15 protein-coding genes are annotated in these 15,702 nt (G+C 68.7%); 10 read left to right on the top strand and 5 right to left on the bottom strand.

Annotation, left to right across the window (positions count from 1 at the left end):
• The coding region (lipA, locus tag ACE3TA_RS22125; RefSeq protein WP_374576491.1) for a lipoyl synthase at positions 1-806 on the top strand (806 nt) is incomplete at its 5' end.
• Positions 807-810: 4 nt separating this feature from the next.
• Complete coding sequence (locus ACE3TA_RS22120; protein ID WP_374576490.1) at positions 811-1,254, top strand: type II toxin-antitoxin system RatA family toxin; 444 nt, start codon at positions 811-813, stop codon at positions 1,252-1,254.
• Here the strand turns inward: ACE3TA_RS22120 and ACE3TA_RS22115 are convergent.
• Positions 1,251-1,745 (bottom strand): CinA family protein, encoded by a 495-nt coding sequence (locus ACE3TA_RS22115; protein ID WP_374576489.1) that lies wholly within the window; start codon positions 1,743-1,745, stop codon positions 1,251-1,253. The two genes, ACE3TA_RS22120 and ACE3TA_RS22115, sit on opposite strands and share 4 nt — an antisense overlap.
• Before the next feature lie 78 nt (positions 1,746-1,823).
• Positions 1,824-2,969, bottom strand: coding sequence for a bifunctional 2-C-methyl-D-erythritol 4-phosphate cytidylyltransferase/2-C-methyl-D-erythritol 2,4-cyclodiphosphate synthase (locus ACE3TA_RS22110; protein WP_374576488.1), 1,146 nt, complete (start codon positions 2,967-2,969; stop codon positions 1,824-1,826).
• 121 nt (positions 2,970-3,090) lie between these two features.
• Between ACE3TA_RS22110 and dusB the strand changes: the two genes are divergently transcribed.
• From dusB to hflX, 8 genes are all read left to right on the top strand, one after another.
• Positions 3,091-4,101 (top strand): tRNA dihydrouridine synthase DusB, encoded by a 1,011-nt coding sequence (gene dusB, locus ACE3TA_RS22105; protein ID WP_374576487.1) that lies wholly within the window; start codon positions 3,091-3,093, stop codon positions 4,099-4,101.
• Complete coding sequence (locus tag ACE3TA_RS22100; RefSeq protein ID WP_374346675.1) at positions 4,098-5,222, top strand: nitrogen regulation protein NR(II); 1,125 nt, start codon at positions 4,098-4,100, stop codon at positions 5,220-5,222. The genes dusB and ACE3TA_RS22100 overlap by 4 nt, the downstream gene beginning before the upstream one ends.
• The gene (locus ACE3TA_RS22095) at positions 5,219-6,649 is read left to right on the top strand and encodes a sigma 54-interacting transcriptional regulator (RefSeq protein ID WP_374576486.1); all 1,431 of its coding nucleotides are present in this window, start codon (positions 5,219-5,221) and stop codon (positions 6,647-6,649) included. Before ACE3TA_RS22100 ends, ACE3TA_RS22095 begins: the two co-directional genes overlap by 4 nt.
• A 67-nt stretch (positions 6,650-6,716) precedes the next feature.
• A complete protein-coding gene (locus ACE3TA_RS22090) occupies positions 6,717-8,960 on the top strand; it encodes an ATP-binding protein (RefSeq protein WP_374576485.1) in 2,244 nt (747 codons plus the stop codon).
• Positions 8,960-10,351, top strand: coding sequence for a sigma-54-dependent transcriptional regulator (locus tag ACE3TA_RS22085; RefSeq protein WP_374576484.1), 1,392 nt, complete (start codon positions 8,960-8,962; stop codon positions 10,349-10,351). Before ACE3TA_RS22090 ends, ACE3TA_RS22085 begins: the two co-directional genes overlap by 1 nt.
• The gene (locus ACE3TA_RS22080; RefSeq protein WP_374576483.1) at positions 10,351-11,214 is read left to right on the top strand and encodes a D-amino-acid transaminase; all 864 of its coding nucleotides are present in this window, start codon (positions 10,351-10,353) and stop codon (positions 11,212-11,214) included. The genes ACE3TA_RS22085 and ACE3TA_RS22080 overlap by 1 nt, the downstream gene beginning before the upstream one ends.
• 103 nt (positions 11,215-11,317) lie before the next feature.
• Positions 11,318-11,566, top strand: coding sequence for an RNA chaperone Hfq (gene hfq / locus ACE3TA_RS22075; RefSeq protein WP_374346670.1), 249 nt, complete (start codon positions 11,318-11,320; stop codon positions 11,564-11,566).
• Entirely contained in the window at positions 11,563-12,876 is a 1,314-nt protein-coding gene (gene hflX, locus ACE3TA_RS22070) for a GTPase HflX (RefSeq protein WP_374576482.1), read from the top strand. Before hfq ends, hflX begins: the two co-directional genes overlap by 4 nt.
• Positions 12,877-12,882: 6 nt before the next feature.
• On the opposite strand, the gene mazG is transcribed toward hflX, so the two are convergent.
• The 3 genes from mazG to ACE3TA_RS22055 form a co-directional block, all read right to left on the bottom strand.
• Positions 12,883-13,668: a nucleoside triphosphate pyrophosphohydrolase gene (mazG, locus tag ACE3TA_RS22065; RefSeq protein WP_374576481.1), complete on the bottom strand. Its 786-nt coding sequence runs from the start codon at positions 13,666-13,668 to the stop codon at positions 12,883-12,885.
• Between the two features lie 3 nt (positions 13,669-13,671).
• Entirely contained in the window at positions 13,672-15,075 is a 1,404-nt protein-coding gene (locus ACE3TA_RS22060) for an MFS transporter (RefSeq protein ID WP_374576480.1), read from the bottom strand.
• A gap of 79 nt (positions 15,076-15,154) precedes the next feature.
• The gene (locus ACE3TA_RS22055) at positions 15,155-15,637 is read right to left on the bottom strand and encodes a hypothetical protein (protein ID WP_374576479.1); all 483 of its coding nucleotides are present in this window, start codon (positions 15,635-15,637) and stop codon (positions 15,155-15,157) included.
• Positions 15,638-15,702: the final 65 nt, after the last annotated feature.

Genomic DNA, 15,702 nt, shown 5'->3' with positions numbered 1-15,702 from the left:
CCTGTCCCAACATCGGCGAGTGCTGGACCCAGAACCACGCCACCATGATGATCATGGGCGAGGTCTGCACCCGCGCCTGCGCCTTCTGCAATGTCACCACCGGCAAGCCGGACGCCCTTGATCCCACGGAGCCGGCGCGGGTGGCCGACGCCGTGGCCAAGATGGGGCTCAAGCACGTGGTCATCACCTCGGTGGACCGCGACGACCTGGCCGACGGCGGCGCGGCGCACTTCGCCGAAGTCGTCCGGGCGATACGGGCGGCGGCGCCTGCGACCACCGTCGAGATCCTGACGCCGGACTTCCTGCGCAAGCCGGTCTCGGCCGCTGAGCTGATCATCGACGCCAAGCCTGACGTCTTTAATCACAACCTGGAGACTGTGCCGCGGCTCTATCTCTCCATCCGGCCCGGCGCGCGCTACTACCATTCCCTGCGCCTCCTGGAGCGGGTGAAGGAGCGTGACCCCAACCAGTTCACCAAGTCCGGCCTGATGGTCGGCCTAGGCGAGACCAAGGAAGAGGTCATGCAGGTGATGGACGACATGCGCTCGGCCGGCGTCGACTTCCTGACCATCGGCCAGTACCTGCAGCCCACTCGCAAGCACGCCGCCATCGACCGGTTCGTCACCCCCGACGAGTTCAAGGCCTATGAGGAGATCGCGCGGGCCAAGGGCTTCCTGATGGTCTCGGCCAGCCCGCTGACCCGCTCGTCGCACCATGCCGGCGAGGACTTCGCGCGGCTGAAGGCTGCGCGGTTGGCCCAAGACAGCCAGGCTAAGGACAGCCGGGCCAAGGACGCGGCGCTCTAGGGCTTTGCGTCATCATCTGACCCGCGTGCTGCCCTATGCGCCTGACCAGCTGTACGCCCTGGTCGGCGACGTGGAGTCCTATCCGCAGTTCGTCCCTTGGCTGACCGCCATGCGCACCTGGAACGCTCGGGTGGACGCGGAGGGTGTCAGCTGGGTGGACGCCGAGGCCCGGGTCGGCTTCTCGTTCCTGCGGGAGAAGTTCGCCACCCGTGTGCGACGCGATCCGGCGTTGCGGACCATTGACGTGAACCTGCTCTCAGGTCCGTTCAACACCCTGCGCAATCGCTGGGAGTTCCACGAAGACCCGGCCGGGGTTCGTGTGGAGTTCGATATCGACTTCGCTTTCAAGACCCGGCTGCTCGAAGCCCTGCTGGCGCGGAACTTCGAGAGCGCGGTCAGCAAGTTGATGGCTTGCTTCGACGACCGCGCGAAGCAGCTCTACGGCTAGGGGACGAGCCGGTCGCGCATCTGCTGCAGAGCAGCCTGAACTGCGGCGAGCTGAATCTCCGCGCGGGTCTCGTACTGGAAGAACTCCTGGCTGTGCATCAGGCCGTGGTTCGTGCGCGCGGTGGCGATGTGCACCGTGCCCACCGGCTTCATGCGCGTGCCGCCGCCGGGGCCGGCGACGCCGGTGATGGCGACCGCGAGGTGGGCGTTGGAGTTTTCCAGGGCGCCCTCGGCCATCATCCGGGCCACCGGCTCCGACACGGCCCCGAGGTCGGCGATCAGTTCGCCGGGAACCCCCAGCAGCTCCTGCTTGGCGCGGTTATTGTAGGTGATGAAGCCGCGCTCGAAGACGTCTGACGCTCCGGGGATCGCGCAGATCGCGCCCGCCACTAGGCCGCCGGTGCAGCTTTCCGCCGTGACGATGCGAAGATTGCGCTGGCGCGCTTCATCGATCAGCAGCCGGGCCAGGGTTTCGATCTCGAGATTGAACATGGGCGATTCCGAAGCGAGGTGGGGAGAGAGGTGAGCACCGGCCGGCGGCTCCGCACAAGAGCCGGGGCGGAGAAACGGTCAGGCGGGCAGTTCGACCGTGGCGATGGCCTGGGCCAGCAGACCCTCCTGGCGGCCGGTGAAGCCCATGCCCTCGGTCGTCGTGGCCTTCACGCTGACGCGGGCGAGGGGAAGCCTGAGCAGGTCGGCCAGACGCTCGCGCATGGCGTCGCGATGCGGGCGGATGCGAGGGCGCTCGCAGACCAGGGTGACATCGACATTGACCAGCCGGCCGCCGGCCGCGGCGACCCGCTCGACGGCGTGGGTCAGGAACCGGTCGGAAGAGGCGCCCTTCCACTGGGGATCGGTGGGCGGGAAGTGCTCGCCGATGTCACCGTCGCCGATGGCGCCGAGGATGGCGTCGGTCAGGGCGTGCAGGCCAGCGTCGGCGTCTGAGTGGCCGATGAGGGTCTGGTCATGGTCGATCCGGACCCCGCAGAGCCAGACGGCGTCGCCCGGGCCCCAGCGGTGCGCGTCGACCCCTTGGCCGATGCAGGTGACGCGGGCTGCGCCCGCCAGGCGCTCAGCCATGGCGAAGTCCTCCGGATAGGTGAGCTTCATCAGCAGGGGATCGCCGGGAGCCAGGGCCACGCGGCCACCGGCGCGCTCCACGATCGCGGCGTCGTCGGTCGGCTCCGCATCGCCCGGCCAGCGGGCGTAGGCGTCGAGCAGGGCTTGTTTGCGAAAGGCCTGGGGCGTCTGGGCGCGCCACAGGCCGTCGCGCGGGACCGTCGCTTCGATCTCGGTGGCGCCCCGCTTCAGGGTGTCGGCCACGGGCAGGGCCAGGATCGCGCCGTCGGCCTCCGAGAGCGCGGACAGGACCGCGCGGACATGGGCCGGCGTCACAAGCGGGCGGGCGGCGTCGTGAACCAGGACCGCCTCATCCTTCGGACCTGCCAGGGCCTTCAGCCCCGCCTGGACGGAATCTGCGCGCTGGGCGCCGCCCGGCACGGCCCGCCAACGGGGCAGGCCGACCAGGGCTTCGTCAGCCTCGGACACCCGATCCGCCGCCGTGACCACGATGATCTCGCGAGCCCCGGCGGCGACGAAGGCCTCCACCGACCACCTGAGAATGGGTTGTCCGGCCAATACGCGCCAAGGTTTCGGCGCCCCCGGCCCGGCCCGGGTGCTGGCCCCGGCGGCGACGATCACGACGGAGAAGTCCATGGGCGGTCTGTTTAGGGCGGCCCTGCGGCTTGTCCAGCACACCCTTAGGCGATGATGCGAAACTGGGCTTTACGGCGCCGCACAAGTTGCCTAAAAAGGGGGCGATGGGGATGACTATAAAATGAGCACTTTGCTCGAAGTCGGGGGTGTCGAAGTGCCGGGGCGGGCGTGGATCGCGCCCATGACCGGCGTGTCGGACCTGCCATTCCGGCGGGCGGCCAGCCGGCTCGGCGCGTCCTATGTGGCGACGGAGATGGTGGCCTGCGCGGAGTTCGCCCGCGGTCGGCCCGACGTCGTCCGCCGCGCCGCTGTCGGTGAGGGCCTGCCGCTGATGGTGGTCCAGCTGGTCGGCCGCGATCCCGCGCTCATGGCCCAGGGCGCGCGCCTGGCCGCCGAGGCCGGGGCCCAGATCATCGACCTCAACTTCGGATGCCCGGCCAAGGAAGTGACCGGCGGGGCGCTGTCGGGTTCGGCCCTGATGCGCGAGCCTGACCTCGCTGAGGTCCTGGTCGCCGCCGCGGTGGATGCCGTGGATGTGCCAGTCACGGTCAAGATGCGCCTGGGCTGGGACGACGCTTCTAAGAACGCCCCGGAGATCGCCAGCCGCGCCGTGGCGCGGGGCGCGCGGGCTGTAACGGTCCATGGCCGGACCCGCAGCCAGTTCTACATGGGCGCCGCCGACTGGTCGGCGGTGCGTGCGGTGAAGGACGAGGTGTCCGTGCCCGTGATCGTCAATGGCGACATTGTCGATGGCGCCACGGCGCGGGAGGCCCTGGCCCAATCCGGCGCCGATGGGGTGATGATCGGGCGCGGCGTCTATGGCCGCCCCTGGGTCGCCACTCAGGTGGAGGCCGGTCTGGCCGGTCGGTCCTTCAGCGAGCCGGACGCGGAGACGCGGCTCGCGATCGCCCTCGAGCACTTCCGCGACAGTCTGAAGTTCTATGGCGACCGCCTGGGCCTGCGGATCTTCCGCAAGCACCTGGCGTCCTACGTTGATAACGCGCCTTGGCCCACGCAGGCCGAGGCCAGGCGGAGCGCTCGGCAGGCGCTTTGCCGCGAGGAGGAGCCGGCCCGGGTCGAGCAAGGCCTGATCGCGTTGTGGCGCGATCCAGACAGGAGTTTGGCGGCATGACGGGGCGAACCCAGACCGCAAGCAGCGGCATCAACATGGAGGCGCTGAAGGCGGCGGCCTTCGAGCTTTCCCCTGAACCGGCCCTGGTGGTGAGCCGAGACGGGGCCTTGGTGGCGGTGAATGAAGCGGCCGAGCGTCTGTTCGGCCAGGGGCTCGGACTCCTGACCCGCGGGCGGTTCCAGGCGGCCCTGCCGCCGGGCTCGGCCCTGGTGTCCCTGCTCAATCGGGCGCTGGAAGAAGATGCGGCGGTCCGCGAGCGCGGGGTGGAGATCTCCCTGTTCGGACATCCCAGCTTTGAGGCGGACGGAGCGGCGGCCCCCCTGGGCGATGGTTCGGTGCTGCTCACCCTGCATGTGCGGGGCGGGGCCTTTGGGGTGGAGCGCGGTGGCGGGCCGGAAGCGGCCGGCCTGCGCACCATCGTCGGCCTCGGTCGCATGCTGGCCCACGAGATCAAGAACCCGCTGGCGGGCATCCGCGGCGCGGCGCAGCTGCTGAAGTCCGGGGCCAAGGCCGAGGATACGCCCCTGGCCCAGCTGATCGTCGACGAGACCGACCGGGTTCGCCGGCTCGTGGACCGGATGGAGGCCTTCTCCGACGACGCCCTGCCGGACTGCAAGCCGGTCAATATCCACCAGGTGCTGGACCGGGTGCGTGCCCTGGCCGCCAACGGCGTCGCCGATGGTCTGGGCTTGAAGGAGCACTACGACCCCTCGCTGCCGCCGACCCTCGGCGACGAGGACCAGCTGATCCAGATCTTCCTGAACCTGGTGAAGAACGCCGCCGAGGCGGCCCATTCCAGGGGCGACGGTCGCGGCGAGATCACGATCCGCACCGCCTATCGCCATGGCGTCCGCGTGCGGGCCGCCAAGGGCCAGGAACTGCGGGGCGCGCCGCTGGAGGTGCGGGTCACCGACAACGGCCCCGGCGTGCCGACCCATCTGCGCGAGAGCCTGTTCCAGCCCTTCGTCACCACCAAGGCCAACGGCGCCGGCCTCGGCCTCGCCCTGGTGTCCAAGCTGGTCGCCAACCATGGCGGCCTGATCGATTTCGACTCCGAGCCGGGCCGTACGACCTTCCGCGTGCTGCTGCCCATCGCATCCGAAGAGGAGTTCTCGGCATGAACGCCGTGGCCAACGCCAACAAGAAGATCCTGATCGCGGACGACGACAGCTCGATCCGACTGGTGCTGAGCCAGGCCTTCACCCGGCTGGGCTACCAAGTGCGCGCCACCGGCAACGCCACCACCCTGCTGAAATGGGTGTCGGACGGGGAGGGCGACCTCGTCGTCACCGACGTGATGATGCCGGACGAGAACCTGTTCGACGTCCTGCCCCGCATCCGCAAGGAACGGCCGAAGCTGCCGGTCATCGTGATGAGCGCCCAGAACACCCTGCTGACCGCGGTGAGCGCCACCGAAGGTGGGGCGTTCGACTATGTCTCCAAGCCCTTCGACCTGGATGACATGACCTCGGTCGCCCGCCGCGCCCTGTCGCGCCCGGCCGACTCCGAGGCCTCCAAGGCCCAGGCCCGTGCGGTCCGCGATGAGCGCTTGCCGTTGATCGGCCGCTCCGGGCCGATGCAGGATGTGTACCGGACCATCGCCCGTCTGGTCGGCGCGGACCTGACGGTGTTGATCCTGGGCGAGTCCGGGACCGGTAAGGAGCTGGTCGCCCGCGCCCTGCACGATATGGGACGGCGCAAGGACGGCAGGTTCGTGGTCATCAACCTGGCCGCCGTGCCTCGCGAGCGGGTGGAGGCCGAGCTGTTCGGGCGCGACGACGGCGACCTGGGCAAGCTGGTCGAGGCCGATGGCGGCACCCTGTTCCTGGACGAGATCGGCGACATGCCGCTGGACGCCCAGACCCGGCTGTTGCGGGTCATCGACGGCTCCGAGACGACGCTCAATCCCAAGACCGGCCGCAGGCCGAACGTGCGGATCATCGCCGCCACCAACCGCGACCTGCGCGCCCTGATCCAGCAGGGCCTGTTCCGGGAGGACCTGTTCTTCCGCCTCAACGTCGCCCCCTTGCGCCTTCCGCCGCTCCGCGACCGGGTCGAGGACATTCCGGATCTGGCGCGCGCCTTCCTGTTGAGAGCCAACCGCGAGGGCCTGCCGGCCAAGACCATCGACGCCGGCGCCCTGGAGCGGCTGAAGCTGCACGCCTGGCCGGGCAATGTGCGCGAGCTTGAGAACCTGGTCCGCCGGATCTGCGCCCTCTATGGCGAGGAGTTGATCAGCGCCCGCATCGTCGAGCGTGAGCTCGCCGATCAGCAGCCGGTAGCCCCCGGACAGGAGGGGCCGGTCACCCTGGCGACCCTCGTCGAGCGGCACCTTGGCGGCTATTTCGCCGAACAACCCGACGGCATTCCGCCGATCGGCCTCTACGACCGGGTGCTGGAAGAGGTCGAGCGCCCGCTGATCCAGCTCACCCTGGCGGCGACGCGAGGCAATCAGGTGCGGGCCGCGGAGATCCTCGGCCTGAACCGCAACACCCTGCGGAAGAAGATCCAGGATCTGGGCGTGGAGATGAACCGCGGCCGCCGCTAGGAACAGAAGCTTTGCAGCAACATACCTGTTGAGTTTGGGGCACAGTTCCGCCTAGGGTCGTAGGGTCATGGCGGTCCTGGGTCACGATGTAGAGCCGAATTCGCCACACGCCGCGCGCGTGGGTCGGCTGCTGCAGTCCCGGTATCTGCTGGGCGGGGGCTACGCGCTTGCGGCCGTTTTGACCGGTGTGGCGGTGCTCTTGGCGGCGTCGCCGCCGGAGACCGGTCCCTTGGCGCCGGCCAGCCGCAACATCCTGGTCATCCTGGGCTTCAACCTGATTCTGATCCTGGGTCTGGCCGGGATTGTGGGCTTGCGGCTTCTGGCTCTGCTGGATGCGCAGTCGAGCGACGCCGGCGCGCGCCTGCATCTGCGGTTCGTCACCCTGTTCGCCCTGGCCGCCGTGGCGCCGGCCGTGGTCGTGGCTCTGTTCTACGGGGTGCTGGTCAATCGCGGTGTCGACAACTGGTTCTCCAGCCGCGTCCAGACCGTGGTGGAGAACTCCGCCACGATCTCGCGCTCCTATCTCGAGGACCAGCAGCGCTACATCAGCGACCACGTGGCCCTGATGTCGGCGGACCTCAATCGTGCGGCGCCCGGCCTTGAGGCCAGTCCCGTCACCTTCAGCCACTTCCTGGCCCAGCAGGCGTCCTATCATGCCTTCCAGGCCGCCTATGTGGTCGACCGGGACGGTCGTATCCTGGCCCGCGCCGAGGCCGATGACGCGCCGCCCTTCGTCATTCCGCCGCCCTCGCGGTTCAAGGCGGCGGATGAAGGCGACACCATCTCCGCCTCCTTCGATCCCAACGACATGGTGCGGGCCCTGTATCGGCTGCGCGCCTTTCCCGACGCCTACCTCTATGTGATGCGCCCCCTGGCCAAGGGGATGATCAGCCAGCTGCGCGACGCTGAAAGCTCGGTCGTTTCCTATCGCGAAGCCGCCCAGAGCAGGGCGCGGATCCAGACCGTGTTCGCCCTGTCCTACGGCGAGACTGCGCTGCTGGTGCTGGTCGGGGCGGTGTGGCTGGGCATGGCGGCGGCCAACGGCATTTCCGGCCCGGTGGCGCGCCTGGTGCACGCTGCGGGGCGCGTGGCGGCGGGGGATCTGACAGCCCGTGTCGATACGGACAAGGATCCTGAAGAGATCGCTGTCTTGTCCCGCGCTTTCAACAGCATGACCGGGGATCTAGAGCGTCAGCAGGCGGCGTTGCATTCGGCCTCCAACGAAGCCAAACAGCGCAGTCAGTTCATCGAGACCGTGCTGTCCGAGGTGTCCGCGGGCGTCATCGCCACCGATGCCGAAGGCCGGATCTCGGCCGCCAATCGCCAGGCGGTGACCCTCCTGGACCTGCCCGGCGACCACGGACATGGCCGCAGCCTGGACGAGGTGGCGCCAGAGTTTTCCGCCGTGGCCGAGAACGCCCGGATCGCCGGTCTGGCCGAGGAAGAGGTCGATGTGGCGCGCGCCCGCGACATCACCCACCGCCTGAGGGTGCGGGCCAGCCGCACGTCGGACGGCCTGGTGCTGACCTTCGACGACATCACCCGACTGGTCTCGGCCCAGCGGAACGCCGCCTGGCGCGACGTCGCGCGGCGTATCGCCCACGAGATCAAGAACCCCCTGACGCCGATCCAGCTGTCCGCCGAGCGGCTGCAACGCAAGTTCCGCAAAGGCGTGCCGGCGGAGGACCTCGAGACCTTCGACCGCTGCACGGACACCATCGTGCGCCAGGTCGGCGACATTGGCCGGATGGTCGACGAGTTCTCGTCCTTCGCCCGGATGCCGGCGCCGAAGTTCGCCCGCCACGACGCCGCCGAACTGCTTCGCGCCGGGGTCTTCGCTCAGCGAGTGGCGACCCCGGACATCGATGTGGAGCTGGTCGAGCCGCTGCCCGAGGTCACAGTGCTGGCTGACGGTCGGATGATCGCCCAGGCCCTGACCAACGTCCTGAAGAACGCCTCCGAGGCTGTGGCCGCGCGGGTGGCCGGCGATCCCGAGCCCCGCGGCCGGATCATCGCCGAGCTGGTAGTGGATGCCGAAGGCGCGGCGGTGACTGTGGAAGACAACGGCGTCGGCCTGCCTGACAAGGACCGGGACCGGCTGACTGAGCCCTATGTGACGACGCGCGAGAAGGGGACAGGCCTCGGTCTGGCCATCGTCAAGCGCATCCTCGAAGACCATGGCGGCGAATTGATTCTGACGGACGCGACGCGCGGGCGAGGGGCCCGGGCGATCCTGCAACTCCCCTCCATGGCGGTGATCCGGACCGGGTCGGCGTCGGAGGCGGTCGAGACCAGCGTGGAGGTGGACTGATGGCGGCTGATGTACTGGTGGTCGATGATGAGGCCGACATCCGCGAGCTGGTGGCCGGCATCCTGACGGATGAGGGTTACGCCGTCCGCACGGCTAACGACTCCGAAAGCGCGCTGGCGGCGATCACCGCCCGCAAGCCGGCCCTGATCGTCCTCGACATCTGGATGCAGGGCGGAGGGATGGACGGGCTGGAGCTGCTCGACTTGGTCAAGACCCTCGATGGGGACCTGCCGGTGATCATGATCTCGGGCCACGGCAACATCGAGACGGCGGTCAGCGCCATCAAGCGCGGGGCCTATGAATTCCTGGAGAAGCCGTTCAAGTCGGATCGGCTGCTGCTGGTGGTGGAGCGCGCCCTGGAGGCCGCCAACCTGAAGCGGGAAAACCGCCGGCTGCGGGCCCAGACGATCACGCCGGAGGGCCTGATCGGCAAGTCGATGGCGACCCAACAGCTGCGCGGCCTGATCGGCAAGCTGGCCGGCGCGAACAGCCGTGTGATGATCTCGGGCCCGCCTGGGGCTGGCAAGGAGACCGTGGCGCGACTGATCCACGGGGCGAGCCCTCGGGCCCGCAATGAGTTCGTGGTGATCAGCGCCGCCGGCATGACGCCGGAGCGGGTGGACAGCGAGCTGTTCGGCGAGGAAGCCGAGGGCGGCCGGCCGGCCAAGATCGGCGTGTTCGAACGCGCCCACGGCGGCACCCTCTATCTCGACGAAGTGGCCGACATGCCGCGCGAAACCCAGAGCCGCATCCTGCGGGTGCTGGTCGAGCAGCGGTTCCGCCGGGTGGGCGGGGCGGCCGATGTCCAGGTGGACGTGCGGGTGGTGTCTTCCACCTGCCGCGACCTGCGCGAGGAGATCGCCGTGGGCCGGTTCCGCGAGGACCTGTTCCATCGCCTGAACGTCGTGCCGGTGTCTGTGCCGGGGCTGTCCGAGCGGCGCGAGGATATCCCGGAGCTGGTGGAATACTTCATCCAGCGGATCTGCGAGGCCACCGGCATGGCCAAGCGGCGGCTGGCGGATGACGCCCTGGCGACCCTGCAGGTGCGCTCGTGGCCGGGCAATCTCAGCCAGCTGCGGAACAATATCGAGCGGATGCTGATCCTGGCCTCGGGCGACCCGTCCGAACCGATTACCGCCGACATGTTGCCCAGCGACTCGGTCCAGTCGGACAACAACTCCAGCATGGGGGCGGAGCGGATCATCTCTCTGCCGCTGCGCGAGGCCCGCGAGGTGTTCGAGCGGGAGTACCTGAACGCCCAGATGCTGCGCTTCTCCGGCAACATCTCCCGCACCGCCGCCTTCATCGGCATGGAGCGTTCGGCCCTGCACCGGAAGCTGAAATCCCTGGGGCTCTCCGGAGCCCGCCCCCTGGAAGAAGAGGACGCCTGATGGGCCGTGTCGCCTATGTGAACGGAGCCTTCGAGCGTCATGGCGACGCCGTGGTCCATATCGAGGACCGGGGCTACCAGTTGGCCGATGCGGTCTACGAGGTCTGGGCGCTGTTCGACGGCAAGCTGGCCGATCCGGAGGGGCATTTCGCCCGGCTGGAGCGCAGCCTTTCGGAACTGCGGATCGACATGCCCATGTCGCGGGCGGCCCTGACCGTGGTGCTGCGCGAGGCGGTGCGCCGCAATCGCGTGAAGGAGGGCTTGGTCTATCTGCAGGTCAGCCGTGGCGTCGCGCCCCGCGACCACGCGTTCCCCACCGATCCGACCCCGCCCAGCGTGGTCATCACCGTCAAGGGGGTGGACCGCGCGGCGACCGAGGCCAAGGCGGCCAAGGGTGTCTCGGTGATCACCACGCCGGAGAACCGCTGGGGCCGGTGCGATATCAAGACGGTCGGCCTGCTGCCCAACGCCCTCGCCAAGCAGGCGGCGCGAGAGAAGGGCGCGGCCGAGGCCTGGTTCGTCGATGAGCTGGGCTTCGTCACAGAAGGCGCGTCTTCCAACGCCTGGATCGTGGATCACGACGGCACCCTGCGGACGCGCGACACCAACGCCAACATCCTGCGCGGCGTCACCCGCCACACCCTGCTGGACCTGATCCGCGACCAGGGCCTGAAGGTGGACGAGCGTCCGTTCACGCCGGCCGAGGCGCTCGCGGCCTCAGAAGCCTTCATCACCGGGGCTGGCTCGCTTGTCTTGCCAGTCGTGGCGGTCGACGGCAAACCGGTGGGCGATGGAAAGGTCGGGCCGGTGGCGAAACGGCTGCGCAGCCTCTATATCGAGCGCGCGCGGGCGACCGCGATCTAGAACCTCACTGCGCGATTGCGCCGGTTACAGCCGGCGCGCTAGCGTGACCTTGCGTGTGTGGGAGCGATGTAGCTCCCGAACCCAAAAAAAAGGGCGACAAGCCATGTCGAACGAGAAGAAGCAAAACCTCCAGGACACGTTCCTGAACAGCGTGCGGAAGTCGAAGACGCCGCTGACCATCTTCCTGGTGAACGGCGTAAAGCTTCAGGGTGTGGTGAGCTGGTTCGATAATTTCTGCGTTCTTCTGCGTCGCGATGGCCAGTCCCAGCTGGTCTACAAGCACGCGATCTCCACCATCATGCCGGCCCAGCCCGTTCAGCTGTACGAGCCGGCGGAAGACGAGTCGGATTGAGTTCAAAATCCATAGACCGGTCGGCGCCCGTCCAGGGCGCCATCGTCATCCATCCCGAACGTGACGACCGCGGCGCGGATCGCAGCGGCGACGCGCGTCTGGAAGAAGCCATCGGCCTGGCCCTGGCGCTGGATCTCGAGGTGCGGGAGGCGATTGTCGCGCCCCTGCGAAAGCTCACGCCTGCGACCTTGTTCGGGAGCGGCAAGGTCGAGGAGATCCACGCCCTGTGCGAGGCCGCGGATGTCAGTGTCGCCGTGGTCGACGACAGCCTGACGCCTGTCCAGCAGCGCAATCTGGAGAAGGCCTGGGAGGTCAAGGTCATCGACCGGACCGGCCTGATCCTGGAGATCTTCGCCCGTCGCGCCCGCACCCGGGAAGGCCGGCTGCAGGTGGAGCTGGCGCGGCTCAGCTATGAGCGCTCGCGGCTGGTTCGCACCTGGACCCACCTGGAGCGCCAGCGCGGCGGCTTCGGGGTCATGGGCGGTCCGGGTGAAACCCAGATTGAGACGGACCGCCGGCTCATCGCAGAGAAGATCGGCAAGCTGAAGCGTGACCTGACGGAGGTGCGCCGCACGCGCACCCTGCAGCGCTCGGCGCGGCAGCGGGCCCCCGTGCCGTCCGTCGCCCTGGTCGGCTACACCAACGCCGGCAAGTCGACCCTTTTCAACCGGCTGACCGCGTCTGACGTGGTCGCCCAGGACATGCTGTTCGCGACCCTGGATCCGACCTTGCGGACCCTGAAGCTGCCGGATGGGCGGCCCTGCATCCTGTCCGACACCGTGGGCTTCATCTCGGACCTGCCGCACGAGCTGGTCGAGGCGTTCCGGGCGACCCTGGAGGAAGTGAAGGAAGCCGACGTCATCCTGCACGTCCGCGACCTCGCCAATCCGGACACCGAGGCCCAGGCCAAGGATGTGCGCACCGTGCTGTCCCGTCTCGATGTCGAGCTCGACGAGCGCCGACTGATCGAGGTCTGGAACAAGATCGACCTTCTGGACGGCGAGGCCAAGGCTGAGGTGCTCGGCGACGCCCGCCGCCGCTTTCCGCGCGCCGTGGCCGTCTCCGCTGTAACCGGCGAAGGCCTGGACCTGCTGCTGGAGACGGTCGCCGGCCTGGTGGACGAAGCGCCGCCCGTGGAGGTGCATGCGCCGGCCGGGGAGGGCGCGGCCATCGCCTGGCTCTATCGCCACGGCCGCGTGATCGCCCGCGAGACCAATGACGAGGGCGGCGTGCGTCTGGAGGTCAGCCTCAGTCCCCAGGCCCTGGGCCAGTTCGAGCAGCTCTTCCCGCAGGCCGAACTCCGGCACTGAGGCGGGCTATTCGGCCGCCTTGGCTGCGTTCCACAGGGCGTCCATCTCGGCCAAGTCAGACTGTTCCGGCGTCTTGCCCCGCTCGCGCAGGGCCGCTTCGATGTACTGGAAGCGCCGGGTGAACTTGGCGTTGGTGGCGCGCAGGGCGTCCTCGGGCTCGATGTCCAGAGTGCGGGCGATGTTGGCGACCACGAACAGCACGTCGCCGAGTTCGGCCCGGGCCTTGTCCATGTCGCCGGCGGCGATCTCGACCTCGAGCTCACCGACCTCCTCGTGCAGCTTTTCCAGCACCTCTGTGATGCTGGGCCAGACGAAGCCGACGCGGGCGGCGCGCTTGGACAGCTTCGTGGCCCGGGTCAGGGCCGGCAGGCCCACGGGCACGTCGTCCAGCAGGCTGGCGGTCTTGCCCTTCTCCGCCCGCTCCTGGGCCTTGATCACCTCCCAGGCGTCGGTCTGCTCGGCGCTGGTCCGATGGTCCGCCTCGCCGAACACATGCGGGTGCCGGCGGATCATCTTGGCGACGATGGCCTCGACCACGTCGTCAAAGGCGAAGGCGTCCTGTTCCTCGGCCATCCGCGAATGGAAGACCACCTGGAACAACAGGTCGCCCAACTCCTCGCGCAGGTCCTTCAGGTCACCTCGCTCGATGGCGTCGGCGACTTCATAGGCTTCCTCCACCGTGTAGGGGGCGATGGTGGCGAAGGTCTGCTCCAGGTCCCAGGGACAACCGCCCTCAGGGGCGCGGAGCCGCGCCATGATTTCCAACAGGCGGTCGATCGGCCGTTCGGTCATGAACTACTCTGCGGGCCGGCCGATGGGGTGGATTTCCTCGGCGAACTTGGGGTCCGAGGCCATCTCCGGGGCGGCCATGGCCAGGTCATGCTCGTCCAGGGCCGCGCGGATTTCCGCATGGCGCTCGGCGGTCAGGCTGTAGCGGGAGATCAGGGCGCTGGCGAGCACCGCCAGGGCCGCGGGGGCGACGGTGAACATCCAGGCCAGGGCGGTCAGCCCTTCCTGTCCGTGGGTCTTGGGATCGAACCCGAACAGGCTGAGCAGCTTGAAACTGACCCCGACGGCCACGGCCGAGCCGATCTTCACCGTGCCGGTGAGCAGGGCGTAGAGCAGGCCGGTCCGGTCGATATGGGTCTCCAGGCGCACCTCGTCGCTGACGTCGGCCATCATGGCGCGCAGCAGGAAGGCGCCGGCCGAATAGGGCAGGCCGGCGACGAACATCATGACCCCGGCAGCCAGGGCCATCCCCGGCGGGATCGCGATGACGCTGACAGCGATCAGGGCGTAGAACAGACCCGAGACGGCCAGGGCGCGGTGCTTGCCGATCTTGTAGGCCATCCGGGTCCAGATGGGCGCGCCCACCAGACCGCCGATGAAGTAGGAGAGCAGCAGGATGCTGGCGGTCGTCTTGTCGAACGCCTTCACCCGCGTGAAGAAGAAGAAGAACAGGGCGCCGGTGATGGCCGGACCTGTGCCGACCAGGAAGTCCACGATCAACAGCCGCGCCACCGCCGGCCGCTTCAGGAGCTTGAAGTACTCCCCAAGGCCTGCATGGTCCGGCTTGGAGGCGACCAGCGGCTCCGGCGCACGCCAGATGGCCAAGGCGACGGTGATGGGCAGCAGCAGAATCACGAACCACCCCATGGCGCCCACCGCGGCGGCGTGACCCTTGATCCCCAGGCTCGGCAGCAGGGCGGGCAGGGTCAGGACGAGGATCATCCCCACCACATTGGCGCCCTGCCACCAGGCATAGATGCGCGAGCGCTGGTCATAGGCGCTGGACATCGCCGCGCCCCAGGCCAGTTGGGACAGGCTGGAGATCGAGACCCCGGCGTAGAGCACCAACAGCCAGGCCCAGAGGTAGAAGGTGTTCACCCCAGGCTTGGCCATGAACAGCATGTAGGTGGCCAGCATCAGGATCGGCGCCGACAGGGCGAACCAGGGCCGGAAGCGGCCGAACTTGGTGCGGGTCCGGTCCATGACGCCGCCGATGAACGGGTCGAACGCCATGTCCAGCAGGCGCACCATCATGAAGGCGAAGCCGACCTGGCTGAGGTTCAGCCCGATCTCGCTGGCGTAGAATTCCGGCAGGTAGACGACGAGGGGCAGGCCCAGGCCCGCCAGGGGCAGGCAGGGCGCGGCATAGGCCGCCAGGGTCCAACTTGATCGCCGCTCGGCCTTCGCCATGTCTCTCGCCCCCTGTCGCCGGTCGCCCTCGCCGGCTTAAGCGCGGATGTGACCCCGGCAGGCGCCAGGAGGCAAGCGGTTAGCGGTCCGGCCCTGCGTCGCCGCGTGACAGACGATCCGCAAGGCGGCCAAAAGCCCGGTCCGCGTCGCCCCAGGTGGGCTGATACCAAGCGTTCCGGATGTCGGTCTCATACCACTGATAGCTGACGGGCGTCACCGAACCGTCCGCCGCGGTGGCCGAGCCGGTGACTCGCGCCCCGCCCACGCCGAAGCTTTCATAGGACAGGCCGGGCTTGTCCCCGAGCTGCTTGAAGGTAGGCCGATTGGGTTTGACGTCCACCAGGGTCAGGTCGATCTGAGCGCCCTGGAGCGCACCGGTCCGGTCGAGCTTGCGCGCCACGGTCTGGCGCAGGGACTCGGCCACCCGGTCGACCTCGGCGACCCCATAGGTCTCCGCCGCCGCCTTCCGCACGGCGGGTGAAAGGTTCACGGTGACGGTGGGCGGCGCGGCCACAGCGCTGGTGGCGGCGCCGGCGAGCAAGGACACAAGGAGCAGACGCATGGGGACTCCTTTTGATCAGCTGATTTGAGAATTGCACGCCGGACTTATGGCGGGACAATGGCGTG

The organism is Phenylobacterium sp. (genome assembly GCF_041916435.1).
In the GTDB taxonomy this organism is placed as follows: domain Bacteria; phylum Pseudomonadota; class Alphaproteobacteria; order Caulobacterales; family Caulobacteraceae; genus Phenylobacterium.
Note: the sequence above shows the minus strand (reverse complement) of the source record. Positions and strands in the feature narration are given on the sequence as shown.